12 protein-coding genes are annotated in these 12,398 nt (G+C 60.8%); 11 read left to right on the top strand and 1 reads right to left on the bottom strand.

Annotated elements, in window-relative coordinates:
- Positions 1-179: 179 nt before the first annotated feature.
- From GDV60_RS02525 to GDV60_RS02540, 4 genes are all read left to right on the top strand, one after another.
- Positions 180-434 carry a hypothetical protein gene (locus tag GDV60_RS02525; protein ID WP_029295934.1) on the top strand — a complete coding sequence of 85 codons (255 nt, stop codon included), beginning with the start codon at positions 180-182 and terminating at the stop codon, positions 432-434.
- A gap of 30 nt (positions 435-464) precedes the next feature.
- A complete protein-coding gene (locus GDV60_RS02530) occupies positions 465-1,034 on the top strand; it encodes a lipocalin family protein (RefSeq protein WP_029295936.1) in 570 nt (189 codons plus the stop codon).
- Between the two features lie 172 nt (positions 1,035-1,206).
- The gene (locus GDV60_RS02535) at positions 1,207-2,055 is read left to right on the top strand and encodes an EamA family transporter (protein ID WP_159906172.1); all 849 of its coding nucleotides are present in this window, start codon (positions 1,207-1,209) and stop codon (positions 2,053-2,055) included.
- Positions 2,055-2,978: a LysR substrate-binding domain-containing protein gene (locus GDV60_RS02540; protein ID WP_159906174.1), complete on the top strand. Its 924-nt coding sequence runs from the start codon at positions 2,055-2,057 to the stop codon at positions 2,976-2,978. The genes GDV60_RS02535 and GDV60_RS02540 overlap by 1 nt, the downstream gene beginning before the upstream one ends.
- Positions 2,979-3,028: 50 nt before the next feature.
- Here the strand turns inward: GDV60_RS02540 and GDV60_RS02545 are convergent, their stop codons facing one another.
- Positions 3,029-4,393, bottom strand: coding sequence for a formimidoylglutamate deiminase (locus tag GDV60_RS02545; RefSeq protein ID WP_070995912.1), 1,365 nt, complete (start codon positions 4,391-4,393; stop codon positions 3,029-3,031).
- Between the two features lie 78 nt (positions 4,394-4,471).
- Here GDV60_RS02545 and hutC point away from each other — a divergent pair, with 78 nt between their 5' ends.
- The 7 genes from hutC (at position 4,472) to GDV60_RS02580 (ending at position 12,303) form a co-directional block, all read left to right on the top strand.
- Complete coding sequence (hutC, locus tag GDV60_RS02550; RefSeq protein WP_169851409.1) at positions 4,472-5,251, top strand: histidine utilization repressor; 780 nt, start codon at positions 4,472-4,474, stop codon at positions 5,249-5,251.
- Complete coding sequence (locus GDV60_RS02555) at positions 5,248-5,808, top strand: HutD family protein (protein WP_159906176.1); 561 nt, start codon at positions 5,248-5,250, stop codon at positions 5,806-5,808. Before hutC ends, GDV60_RS02555 begins: the two co-directional genes overlap by 4 nt.
- 412 nt (positions 5,809-6,220) lie before the next feature.
- Positions 6,221-7,906, top strand: a complete 1,686-nt coding sequence (gene hutU, locus GDV60_RS02560) for a urocanate hydratase (RefSeq protein WP_070995911.1) — start codon at positions 6,221-6,223, stop codon at positions 7,904-7,906.
- 157 nt (positions 7,907-8,063) lie between these two features.
- On the top strand, positions 8,064-9,521 hold the full coding sequence (locus tag GDV60_RS02565) for a cytosine permease (protein WP_104911396.1): 1,458 nt from the start codon (positions 8,064-8,066) through the stop codon (positions 9,519-9,521).
- Positions 9,522-9,589: 68 nt separating this feature from the next.
- Positions 9,590-10,558, top strand: a complete 969-nt coding sequence (locus tag GDV60_RS02570; RefSeq protein WP_029295953.1) for an ABC transporter substrate-binding protein — start codon at positions 9,590-9,592, stop codon at positions 10,556-10,558.
- Positions 10,559-10,630: 72 nt separating this feature from the next.
- Positions 10,631-11,482 carry a proline/glycine betaine ABC transporter permease gene (locus GDV60_RS02575; RefSeq protein WP_070995909.1) on the top strand — a complete coding sequence of 284 codons (852 nt, stop codon included), beginning with the start codon at positions 10,631-10,633 and terminating at the stop codon, positions 11,480-11,482.
- Positions 11,479-12,303: a glycine betaine/L-proline ABC transporter ATP-binding protein gene (locus tag GDV60_RS02580; protein WP_050492906.1), complete on the top strand. Its 825-nt coding sequence runs from the start codon at positions 11,479-11,481 to the stop codon at positions 12,301-12,303. Before GDV60_RS02575 ends, GDV60_RS02580 begins: the two co-directional genes overlap by 4 nt.
- The last annotated feature ends 95 nt before the right edge of the window (positions 12,304-12,398 follow it).

The raw sequence follows: 12,398 nt of genomic DNA on the forward strand, positions 1-12,398 counted from the left end.
TCGTTTTACCTGAAAGTACTCAGTGGCTTTATTGGGGCTGCTTCGCACCCCAGCGGGGGACAAGCCCCCTAGCCACAGGGGGCTTTTTTTGTTTTTGCCTTCCGGGAACCAGACCCCCCTTTTCCCTTCTAAGCTTCTGGCAGACCCCCACTGCTGCGTGTCCCTCCAGGAGCTCTACCATGTCGTTACGCCGTCTCGCACTCTTGTGCTTTTGCGTCCTATTGGCCGCTTGCAGCAAGGTCACCCAGGAAAACTACCAAAAGCTATCGGCTGGCATGGCCAAGGCTGAAGTGGAGTCGTTGCTGGGTAAGCCCACCGATTGTTCCGGCGCGCTGGGCATGTCCAGTTGCACCTGGGGCGATAAAACCAGCTTTATCAGCGTGCAGTACGCCGGTGACAAAGTTCTGATGTTTTCCGGGCAAGGCCTGAAGTAGACCGGGGCGCAAGCCTGCGGGAGAAGAAGAATGATGCGTTTCGTTTTATACCTTTGCGCCAGCCTGTTTTTGGCAGGCTGCGCCAGCCATTCTGGCGATGATCTGCAACCCAAGACCGTCGGCAGCGTCAACCTCAAGCGTTACCAGGGCACCTGGTACGAGTTGGCCCGCCTGCCCATGTACTTCCAGCGTAACTGCGCGCAGTCCGAGGCCCGTTACTCCCTGCTGCCCGATGGCGACATGTCAGTGTTCAACCGCTGCCTGACCACCGAGTGGAAGTGGGAAGAAGCCAAGGGTACGGCCACGCCGCAAGTACCGGGCAAGACCGACAAGTTGTGGGTCGAATTCAATAACTGGTTCACCGCGCTGTTGCCGGGCGTGGCCAAGGGCGATTACTGGGTGTTGTACGTCAGCGACGACTACAAGACCGCCATCGTCGGCAGCCCGAGCCGGCGCTACATGTGGCTGCTGTCGCGCACGCCGACCGTCAGCGCCGACACCCGCGAAGACCTGCTCAGCAGGGCACGCCAGCAGGGTTACGACACCACGCGTTTGATCTGGCGTACGTCGGATAAGCAGATGAGCAAGACGTCGCAGTAATGCGAAATAGAAAGGGCGGGTTTTTTAATAAACCCGCCCTTTTTTTGCCCGCAGGGTTTGACCACGTCGGGAACCATGATGGATTTTGATGGCTGTGCTGATGAGGATTCGCTTCTGGCCAATGCGCGAGGCTGAGTTAAATACCCGCCTTTTCCTCTGAACAGCCGACTCCATGGACAACTCCGATATTGCGATCACCCTGGTCCTGATCTCCGCCTTTATGCACGCCACCTGGAACGCCGTTGTCCGGGCCGGCAGCAGCCGCTTCATGACCCTGGCTCTGGTCGATGGCACGGCTTTGTTGATCTGCCTTGCGGCGCTGCCGTTGGTCGATGTGCCGAGCCTGCAGGTGTGGGGCTATGTACTGCTCTCGGTGGTGCTAAATACGGTCTATCGCCTGTTTTTGATCAAGGCCTATGAAACGGGCGACTTTGGCCAGGTCTATCCGGTAATGCGCGGCGTACCGCCGGTACTGGTCGCGCTGTTTTCCTACTTTCTGCTGCACGAACACCTGTCTTTCCAGGCGCTGGCAGGGGTGTTGTTGATTTGCCTGGGGATCATCAGCCTGACGTTTGTGCGCAAGATGACGGCGCTCATGCTCCGGCCGATCCTGATGGCGGTGGGCGCCGGGGTGTTTATTGCCTCCTACACGGTGGTGGACGCCAAGGGTGTAAGAGCCAGTGAGACGGTGCTGCAATACATCATTTACCTGACGGTGTTCCAGAGTATTCCAATCCCGTTGCTGGCGTTTCTCAAGGCGCGTACGCAGTTTGTCCAGGCGATTGCCCGGCAGTGGCGGGTGGGCATGTTGGGCGGGGTTTTTTACCTGGTGTCCTACGGCCTGGTGTTGTTCGCGCTGTCCTTGGACGCGGTGGCCAAGGTCTCAGCACTGCGGGAAACCAGTGTTATCATCGGCGCCATTATTGCTGCACTGTTCTTTCGTGAGCGGTTCGGCTGGCGGCGGACGCTTTCGGCGCTGGTGATTGTTTGCGGGATCATCCTGATCAAAGTGAGCACCTGATGGCCCAGCGCCCGCCACCGACTCCTATGCTTCAAGCCTTTGTCAGCGCTGCGCAATGTGGCAGCTTTGCGCGTGCGGCGTCGGAACTCAACCTCACAGCCAGTGCCATCAGCCATCAGATTGCGGGCCTGGAAGCGTGGTGGGACGTGCAGTTGTTCGAGCGCCACTCGCGGGGCGTCAAGTTGACTGAAGCGGGGCAGGCCTTGCTGCCGGTGGCCGCTGGATTTTTCCGCGAACTTGATGAGGTGCTGCATTCCCTGCGCCCGGACACACCTCAACCGCTCTACCTTTCGTGTACCTCGTCCCTCTGCTCGACATGGCTGATCCCCAGGCTGCACGGCTCGCATACCGAGGCTTCGTTCAACCTGGACCTGGTGTTGACCAGTACGGATAACCTGGGCGCCCATCAATACGACGTAGCCGTGGTGATGGGGTACGGCGACTATCCGGAGCATCATGTTGAACTGCTGATGCGTGATGCCGTGTTCCCCGTCTGTTCGCCGGCGTTTGTGCGGGGCAATGGCGATATTGCGCTGGCGGATATCGCCCGGCACCCGCTGATCCACCGGGTCGACGATCAAGTGTGCCCGGGCTGGGAAAGCTGGTTTGCGTTCCAGACACTGGCGGCTCCACCGTATCACCGTGGCCCGCGATTTCCGGACTCCAGCCAGGCCATCAGCCTGGCGGCAAAAGGCAGTGGGATTGCCCTGGGCAGGACGGCGCTGGTGTATGACGCGCTGAAAGAGGGGAGCCTGCTGGCTTTGAACGGTCCGGTGATGATGTCACCGGCGGCGTACTACATCATTTGTCGAAACGGGCGACAGTCTGAGCCGGATATCGCCCGGCTATTTGCTTGGCTCAAGGCGACTGCCGATGAGTTTGTGGGAGAAGTCCGCGAGCAGTGTCCGCAAATCTGTAGCTGAAGCGGTCCATGTAGGAGCTGGCAAACCAGCTCCTTCAGTGGGATGTACTGTTAGGACAGTAGGTCTCTAAGAACCTGAGTGAAGGCCCGGCTGCTTTCTTCCTCGCCAGCATGCCGCCCATCGCGCACCACCCACTGGCCATTGACCAGCACATCACGCACTTGCCGATCACCCCCGGCGAACAGCCAGCGGTTGAGAATCCCGTCTTCACTGGCCGTCGCCAGGTACGGATCGTTGCCGTCCAGCACCAGCCAGTCGGCGCGCTTGCCCACTTCCAGGCGGCCAATCGGCTGGCCCAGGGCCTGGGCGCCGCCGTCGAGGGCGGCGTCGAACAACGTACGCCCGACCATCGGTTGATCGCTGCGATACAGCCGGTTACGCCGCTGGTCGCGCAGGCGCTGGCCGTATTCCAGCCAGCGTAGTTCCTCGACCACGCTCAATGACACATGACTGTCTGAGCCAATCCCCATGCGCCCGCCCTGGGCCAGGAAGTCCACCGCCGGGAAAATCCCGTCGCCCAGGTTGGCTTCAGTGGTCAGGCACAACCCGGCAATCGCTCGGCTCTGGGCCATCAGCGTCACTTCTTCAGGGTTGGCGTGGGTGGCATGTACCAGGCACCAACGCTGGTCGACTTCGACATTGTCATACAGCCATTGCAGCGGGCGCTTGCCGCTCCAGGCCAGGCAGTCATCGACTTCCTTTTGCTGTTCGGCGATGTGGATATGCACCGGGCAGGCCTGGTCGCTGGCAGCCAGGACTGCGCTGATCTGTTGTGGCGTTACCGCGCGCAATGAGTGGAAACACAGGCCCAGTTGCTGCGCCGGTTGCGCGGCCACTATCGGTTGCAAACGCGCTTGCAGGTCCAGGTAGTTTTCGGTGCTGTTGATAAACCGCCGCTGGCCTTCGTTCGGCGCCTGGCCGCCAAAGCCCGAGTGGCTGTACAGCACCGGCAGCAACGTCAGGCCGATCCCGCTGCTGGCCGCCGCCAGGCTGATCTGGCGTGACAGTTCGGTGGGGTCGGCGTACGGCTGGCCGCTGACATCGTGGTGTACATAGTGGAACTCGGCGACCGAGGTGTAGCCGGCCTTGAGCATTTCGATATACAGCTGGCGGGCGATGATTTGCAGTTGCTCGGGGCTGATCTGGCCGACCATGCGGTACATCAGGTCGCGCCAGGTCCAGAAGCTGTCATTGGGGTTGCCGGCGACTTCCGCCAGCCCTGCCATGGCCCGCTGGAATGCATGGGAATGGAGGTTCGGCATGCCTGGCAACAACGGGCCTCTGAGCCGTTCGGCGCCGTCTGCGCTGGCATTGGCCGTTACGTTGGTCAGCAGGCCGTCGGCGCTGACTTCAAGACGTACATCAGTGGCCCATCCATTAGGCAGCAGCGCGCGTTCGGCAAAGAAAGCGGACATGATCAAGGCACCCCGGTCGTGTGTTTATTTGTATATACATATACAGACGTTTGCCTGCTCGGTAAACTCCGGCAATCTATGCATCTTTTCCCCCTGCAAGGATTCCCCGTGCCGACTCCGCCCGCCAAGTCCCCGCTGGCTGCCCACATGGACGAAAGTCCGGCGCCCTTGTATGCCCGCGTCAAGCAGATGATCAGCCAGCAGATTCTCAACGGCAACTGGCCGCCGCACTATCGCGTGCCGTCGGAAAGCGAGTTGGTCAACCAACTGGGCTTCAGCCGTATGACCATCAACCGGGCGCTGCGGGAGCTGACCGCCGAAGGTCTGCTGGTGCGCATGCAAGGCGTCGGCACCTTCGTCGCCGAGCCCAAGAGCCAGTCGGCGCTGTTCGAGGTGCATAACATCGCCGATGAGATCGCCTCCCGCGGCCACCGCCACACTTGCAAAGTCATTACCCTGGGCGAAGAGGCCGCTGGCTCCGAACGTGCCGTGGCCCTGGAGATGCGTGAAGGCGGGCGGGTGTTCCACTCGTTGATCGTGCACTACGAAAACGATATCCCGGTGCAAATCGAAGACCGCTTCGTCAACGCCCTGGTCGCCCCCGAATACCTGCAACAGGATTTCACCCAGCAAACCCCCTATGCCTATCTCAACCAGGTGGCACCGCTGACCGAGGGTGAGCATGTGGTGGAAGCGATCCTGGCCGACGCACAGGAGTGCAAACTGCTGCAGATCGAGGCCGGCGAGCCATGCCTGTTGATTCGTCGGCGCACTTGGTCCGGCCGCCAGCCGGTGACCGCTGCGCGTCTGATCCACCCCGGCTCCCGTCATAGCCTCGAAGGACGTTTCAGCAAATGAATGCAGTAAAGGTCTGGCGTGCTGCCGATTACGTGCGTATGCCGTGGAAGAACGGTGGCGGTAGCACCGAAGAAATCACCCGTGACGCCGGCCATGGCCTCGACGGCTTTGGCTGGCGCCTGTCGATTGCCGATATCGGCGAATCAGGCGGCTTTTCCACGTTTGCCGGGTATCAGCGGGTCATCACCGTGATCCAGGGCGCGGGCATGGTGTTGACGGTGGACGGTGAAGAGCAGCGCGGGTTGTTACCGCTGCAACCGTTTGCCTTCAGCGGTGAAAGCCAGGTGGCGTGCCGCCTGATCACCGGGCCGATCCGCGATTTCAACCTGATCTATTCGCCCCAGCGTTACCACGCGCGTTTGCAGTGGGTGGATGGTGTGCAGCAGTTTTTCAGCACCGCGCACACCGTGCTGGTGTTCAGTGTGGCGGATGAGGTGAAGGTGCTGGGCGAAGTGCTGGGGCATCATGATTGTTTGCAGGTGGACGGTAACACTGGGCTGCTGGATATCAGCGTGACAGGCCGCTGCTGCCTTATCGAACTGACTGCACGCAATTAAAAATGTGGGAGCGGGCTTGCTCGCGAATGCGGTGTGTCAGCTAACGCTTGCGGCGGCTGATACACCGCATTCGCGAGCAAGCCCGCTCCCACATTTGGATCTTCATAGGCTACAAAATCTGTTTCCAGTCCCGCACCAAGTTGTTACCGAATGCCCCAGCATGGCGCAATACCCTGCTTCAGTAGCAATCCCCCGGCACTTCAAAACCCCTCTGTAAGAAATTTCATCAAGCCCGGAAGCCTTGTTTTCCGAGGCTTACACGCACCCTACAAGAAAATCTTAGGCACATGGCGCAGAAGTTGGCCGCTTGATTGCATATGCTTGTATGTACAAGTAAAGGTGTGTGCATAAGAGTCGCTGGACATCCTCTTCGCACCATCGTGTTCGCGCATCGATTGCTGAGGATTTTTTTGTGACTGACTTTTCCCAGAACAAGCCTACCAAGTACCGCGACGTTGAAATCCGCGCCGCCCGTGGCAACACGCTTACCGCCAAAAGCTGGCTGACTGAAGCACCGCTGCGCATGCTGATGAACAACCTCGACCCGCAAGTGGCCGAGAACCCCAAAGAGCTGGTGGTATACGGCGGCATCGGCCGCGCGGCGCGTAACTGGGAGTGCTACGACCAGATCGTCGAAAGCCTCACCCACCTGAACGACGACGAAACCCTGCTGGTGCAATCCGGCAAGCCGGTGGGCGTGTTCAAGACCCACAGCAACGCGCCCCGCGTACTGATCGCCAACTCCAACCTGGTGCCGCACTGGGCCAGTTGGGAGCACTTCAACGAACTGGATGCCAAGGGCCTGGCCATGTACGGCCAGATGACCGCCGGCAGCTGGATCTACATCGGCAGCCAGGGCATCGTCCAGGGCACCTACGAAACCTTCGTTGAGGCTGGTCGCCAGCATTACGACAGCAACCTCAAAGGCCGTTGGGTGCTCACCGCCGGCCTCGGCGGCATGGGCGGTGCCCAGCCTCTGGCCGCGACTCTGGCCGGCGCGTGCTCGCTGAACATTGAATGCCAGCAGGTCAGCATCGACTTCCGCTTGAACAGCCGCTATGTCGACGAACAAGCCACCGACCTCGACGACGCCCTGGCGCGCATCGCCAAGTACACCAAGGAAGGCAAGGCCATCTCCATCGCCCTGCTGGGCAACGCTGCCGAAATTCTCCCGGAACTGGTCAAGCGCGGCGTGCGCCCGGACATGGTCACCGACCAGACCAGCGCCCACGACCCGCTCAATGGCTACCTGCCAGCCGGCTGGACCTGGGACGAGTACCGCGCCCGCGCCAAGACCGAGCCCGCCGCCGTGATCAAGGCGGCCAAGCAGTCGATGGCCGTGCACGTCAAAGCGATGCTCGAGTTCCAGAAACAAGGCATTCCGACCTTCGACTACGGCAACAACATCCGTCAGATGGCACAAGAAGAAGGCGTAGAAAATGCCTTCGACTTCCCGGGTTTTGTGCCGGCCTATATTCGCCCGTTGTTCTGCCGTGGCATCGGTCCGTTCCGTTGGGCGGCACTGTCGGGCGACCCGCAAGATATCTACAAGACCGACGCCAAGGTCAAAGAGCTGATCCCCGACGACGCCCACCTGCACAACTGGCTGGACATGGCCCGCGAGCGCATCAGCTTCCAGGGCCTGCCGGCGCGCATCTGCTGGGTCGGCCTGGGCCAACGCGCCAAGCTTGGCCTGGCATTCAACGAGATGGTGCGCAGCGGCGAGCTGTCGGCGCCGGTGGTGATCGGCCGTGACCACCTGGACTCCGGTTCGGTGGCCAGCCCCAACCGCGAAACCGAATCCATGCAGGACGGTTCCGATGCCGTGTCCGACTGGCCTCTGCTCAATGCCCTGCTCAATACCGCCAGCGGTGCGACCTGGGTTTCGCTGCACCACGGTGGCGGCGTAGGCATGGGCTTCTCCCAGCATTCGGGGATGGTGATTGTCTGCGACGGTACCGACGAAGCCGCCGAGCGGATTGCCCGCGTGCTGCACAACGACCCGGCCACTGGGGTAATGCGCCACGCCGATGCGGGCTATCAGATCGCTATCGACTGCGCCAAGGAGCAGGGCCTCAACCTCCCGATGATCAAGTAACTAATGTGGGAGCGGGCTTGCTCGCGAATGCGGTGTATCAGTCACCGCAAGCGTTAGCTGACCCCCTGCTTTCGCGAGCAAGTCGAACCGTCGCACCGCCGCTCCCACATTTGATCTGCAGTGAACCAGAAAACAATCCATTAGAGGTTGAACCCCCATGGCTGCAAAAGACGCACGTGCAAGCTCCACCCCGTTGATCGAAAGGCGTTCGATCGACTACATCCCGGAAGCGGAAAGACACGGTCGTCTATTTAGCCAGTTCACCCTCTGGATGGGGGCCAACCTGCAGATCACCGCGATTGTCACCGGGGCCCTGGCGGTGGTGTTGGGCGGTGATGTGTTCTGGTCGTTGATCGGTCTGTTGATCGGCCAATTGCTGGGCGGCGCGGTGATGGCATTGCATGCGGCGCAGGGACCACGGCTTGGCCTGCCGCAGATGATCTCCAGCCGGGTGCAGTTCGGGGTATATGGCGCGGCGATTCCGATGGTGCTGGTGTGCTTGATGTACCTGGGGTTCACCGCCACCGGCACCGTGCTTTCCGGCCAGGCACTGGGCCAGTTGTTCGGGGTCAGTGACAGCCTCGGCATCCTTATCTTTGCCAGTGTCATCGTGCTGGTCACGGTGCTCGGTTATCGGGTGATCCATTTCATCGGCCGTGTCGCCAGCGTCATTGGCGTGATTGCCTTTGTCTACCTGTTCAGCCGCCTGATGAGCCAGACCGATGTTGGCGCACTCCTGCAAATCCGCCACTTCAGTTGGTCCAGCTTCCTGCTCGCGGTGTCGCTTGCGGCCTCCTGGCAGATCGCCTTTGGGCCCTATGTGGCTGACTACTCACGCTACCTGCCGAGCAACACGTCTTCGGTGAAAACCTTTCTGGCCGCAGGCGCAGGCTCGGTCATTGGTGCGCAGGTGGCGATGATCCTCGGCGTGTTTGCCGCCGCCATGTCCAACGGGCAATTTGCCGGTAACGAAGTGGCCTACATCGTGGGCCTGGGCGGCACCGGTGCTACGGCGGCGCTGCTGTACTTCAGCATCGCGTTCGGCAAGGTCACCATCTCCACGCTCAATTCCTACGGCAGCTTCATGTGTATTGCGACCATCGTCAGCGGTTTTCGTGGGCGTATGGAGGTGACGCGTGTGCAGCGCCTGGTTTTCGTGCTGTTGATCGTCGGCGCGGCGACCCTGATCGCGTTGCTCGGCCAGCATTCGTTCCTCAGTGCGTTCAAGTCCTTCATCCTGTTTTTGCTGGCGTTTTTTACGCCCTGGAGCGCGATCAACCTGGTGGACTACTACTGCATCACCCGCGATCGCTATGACGTGCCGGCGCTGGCCGATCCGAACGGTCGCTATGGCCGCTGGAACCCGCTGGGTATCAGCGTGTATGTGTTCGGTGTGCTGGTGCAGTTGCCGTTCATCGCCACCAAGTTCTACACCGGTCCCCTGGTGGCCAGCCTGGGGGGTGTGGATATTTCCTGGATCATCGGCCTGGTACTGCCTGCCGCCCTGTATTACGTGTGTGCAAAAAAATGGCACGGCGAGATTCCGCAGCGACTGATCCTGCCGGTAGAGCAGGGCGCTACACCAACAACAACCGGGCAGCTTGCACAAGCCTGATGGGACGTGGACGAGGCAGGATGCCTTTTGACTGCCGTAATCCATTTCATGATTGGGAGCGTCACACAATGAAAATGCATAAGACCCTGCTGACCCCATTGCTCGCCGCAGGCTTGCTGGCCAGCGCTGGTGCCACCCAGGCGGCCGGCTGGTGCGAGTCAGGCAAACCGGTGAAGTTCGCCGGCCTGAATTGGGAAAGCGGCATGCTGCTGACCGACGTCCTGCAAGTGGTCCTGGAAAAAGGCTACGACTGCAAAACCGATAGCCTGCCGGGCAATTCCATCACCATGGAAAACGCCCTGGGCAGCAACGATATTCAGATCTTCGCCGAGGAGTGGGTCGGCCGCAGCGAAGTGTGGAAGAAAGCCGAGAAGGCCGGCAAAGTCGTCGGCGTCGGCGCCCCCGTGGTCGGCGCGGTTGAAGGTTGGTACGTGCCGCGTTATGTGATCGAAGGCGACGCCAAGCGCAAGCTTGAGGCCAAGGCGCCGGACCTGAAAAACATTGCCGACCTGGCCAAGTACTCTGCGGTATTCAAGGACCAGGAAGAACCTGCCAAAGGCCGCTTCTACAACTGCCCGGCCGGCTGGACCTGCGAGCTGGACAACAGCGAAATGCTCAAGAGCTATGGCCTGGAAAGTTCCTACACCAACTTCCGCCCAGGCACCGGCCCGGCGCTGGATGCGGCAGTGCTGTCGAGCTACAAGCGTGGCGAGCCGATCCTGTTCTACTACTGGTCGCCAACGCCGCTGATGGGCCAGGTGGACCTGGTCAAACTCGACGAAAAACCCGGCGTGGACAAAAGCGTGACCATCAAGGTCGGCCTGTCCAAGACCTTCCACGAGCAGGCCCCGGAACTGGTGGCGGTGCTGGAAAAGGTCAACCTGCCGATCGACCTGCTCAACCAGAACCTGGCGCGCATGAGCAAAGAGCGCATTGACTCAGCGAAGCTGGCGAAGATTTTCCTCAAGGAACACCCGGAAGTCTGGCACGCCTGGGTCAGTGAAGACGCAGCCAAGAAAATCGACGCGGCCTTGTAGGCACAGTGCTCCCGGCTACCCTGAAAAGGCAGCCGGACACCCGGCCACACTCCACTGGATCGAGAGCACGCTATGTTTCCTGAGAGTTTTACGTTTTCCATCGCCGACTGGGTCAACGGTTGGGTCGATGGGTTGGTGACCAACTACGGTGATGTGTTCCGGCAGATCTCCGACACCTTGCTGTGGGCCATCGTCAACCTGGAAGGCCTGCTGCGCATGGCGCCCTGGTGGCTGATGCTGGCGATTGTCGGCGGCGTTGCCTGGCACGCTACCCGCAAGGTAGTGACCACGGCGGTGATCGTCGGCCTGCTGTTCCTGGTCGGCGCGGTCGGCCTGTGGGACAAACTGATGCAGACCCTGGCCCTGATGATGGTAGCCACGGTGATTTCGGTGCTGATCGGCATTCCCCTGGGCATTCTTTCGGCGCGCAGCAATCGCCTGCGCTCGGTGCTGATGCCGCTGCTGGACATCATGCAAACCATGCCCAGCTTCGTGTACCTGATCCCGGTATTGATGCTGTTTGGCCTGGGCAAGGTGCCGGCGATTTTTGCCACGGTGATCTACGCCGCGCCACCGTTGATACGCCTGACCGACCTGGGCATTCGCCAGGTGGACCGTGAAGTGATGGAAGCCATCAATGCCTTCGGCGCCAACCGCTGGCAGCAGCTGTTCGGCGTGCAACTGCCGCTGGCCCTGCCGAGCATCATGGCCGGGATCAACCAGACCACCATGATGGCCCTGTCGATGGTGGTGATCGCCTCGATGATCGGCGCCCGTGGCCTGGGGGAAGATGTACTGGTCGGCATCCAGACCCTCAACGTCGGGCGTGGCCTGGAGGCCGGCCTGGCGATTGTGATTCTCGCAGTGGTCATCGACCGCATTACCCAGGCCTATGGTCGTCCACGGCATGAGGCGAGCAAATGACTACTGTCAGCAAGATCGAAGTTAAAAACGTCTTCAAGATTTTCGGCGCGCGGGAAAAAGAAGCCCTGGCACTTATTGGCCAAGGCCAGACCAAGGACCAGGTGCTGGCGCAGACCGGTTGCGTGGTGGGCGTCAATGACCTGTCCCTGAGCATCGGCACCGGCGAGATCTTTGTGATCATGGGCCTGTCGGGTTCTGGCAAGTCCACCCTGGTGCGCCACTTCAACCGCCTGATCGACCCCACCAGCGGCGCGATCCTGGTGGACGGTGAAGACATTCTGCAACTGGATATGGACGCCTTGCGCCAGTTCCGCCGGCACAAGATCAGCATGGTGTTCCAGAGCTTCGGCCTGTTGCCCCACAAGAGCGTGCTGGACAACGTGGCCTACGGCCTGAAAGTGCGCGGCGAAAGCAAGCCAGTGTGCACCGAGCGCGCGTTGCACTGGATCCAGACCGTGGGCTTGAAGGGCTACGAAAACAAATACCCGCACCAACTGTCGGGCGGCATGCGCCAACGGGTGGGCCTGGCCCGTGCGTTGGCGGCGGACACCGACATCATCCTGATGGACGAGGCGTTCAGCGCCCTCGACCCGCTGATCCGTGCCGAGATGCAGGACCAGTTGCTGGAGCTGCAAAAGACCCTGCACAAGACCATCGTGTTTATCACCCACGACCTGGACGAGGCCGTGCGTATCGGCAACCGCATTGCGATCCTCAAGGACGGCAAGCTGATCCAGGTCGGTACGCCGCGGGAGATTTTGCATTCGCCGGCGGATGAGTATGTGGACCGGTTTGTTCAGCGGCGGGCGGCGGTGGTCTGAGCCAGCAGGTGCAGTGAGGCTGCTGGCCCCATCGCAGGCAAGCCAGCTCCCACAGGGGAGCGCATTCCAAATGTGGGAGCGGGCTTGCCCGCGAT

The sequence above is a fragment of the Pseudomonas sp. DTU12.1 genome, from assembly GCF_009873475.1.
Classification (GTDB): domain Bacteria; phylum Pseudomonadota; class Gammaproteobacteria; order Pseudomonadales; family Pseudomonadaceae; genus Aquipseudomonas; species Aquipseudomonas proteolytica.

Bases quoted from the DNA above. Each gene is read 5' to 3' on its own strand.
- GDV60_RS02525 (WP_029295934.1), top strand. From the start codon at position 180: ATGTCGTTACGCCGTCTCGCACTCTTGTGCTTTTGCGTCCTATTGGCC.
- GDV60_RS02530 (WP_029295936.1), top strand. From the start codon at position 465: ATGATGCGTTTCGTTTTATACCTTTGCGCCAGCCTGTTTTTGGCAGGC.
- GDV60_RS02535 (WP_159906172.1), top strand. From the start codon at position 1,207: ATGGACAACTCCGATATTGCGATCACCCTGGTCCTGATCTCCGCCTTT.
- GDV60_RS02540 (WP_159906174.1), top strand. From the start codon at position 2,055: ATGGCCCAGCGCCCGCCACCGACTCCTATGCTTCAAGCCTTTGTCAGC.
- GDV60_RS02545 (WP_070995912.1), bottom strand. From the start codon at position 4,393: ATGTCCGCTTTCTTTGCCGAACGCGCGCTGCTGCCTAATGGATGGGCC.
- hutC (WP_169851409.1), top strand. From the start codon at position 4,472: ATGCATCTTTTCCCCCTGCAAGGATTCCCCGTGCCGACTCCGCCCGCC.
- GDV60_RS02555 (WP_159906176.1), top strand. From the start codon at position 5,248: ATGAATGCAGTAAAGGTCTGGCGTGCTGCCGATTACGTGCGTATGCCG.
- GDV60_RS02565 (WP_104911396.1), top strand. From the start codon at position 8,064: ATGGCTGCAAAAGACGCACGTGCAAGCTCCACCCCGTTGATCGAAAGG.
- GDV60_RS02570 (WP_029295953.1), top strand. From the start codon at position 9,590: ATGAAAATGCATAAGACCCTGCTGACCCCATTGCTCGCCGCAGGCTTG.
- GDV60_RS02575 (WP_070995909.1), top strand. From the start codon at position 10,631: ATGTTTCCTGAGAGTTTTACGTTTTCCATCGCCGACTGGGTCAACGGT.
- GDV60_RS02580 (WP_050492906.1), top strand. From the start codon at position 11,479: ATGACTACTGTCAGCAAGATCGAAGTTAAAAACGTCTTCAAGATTTTC.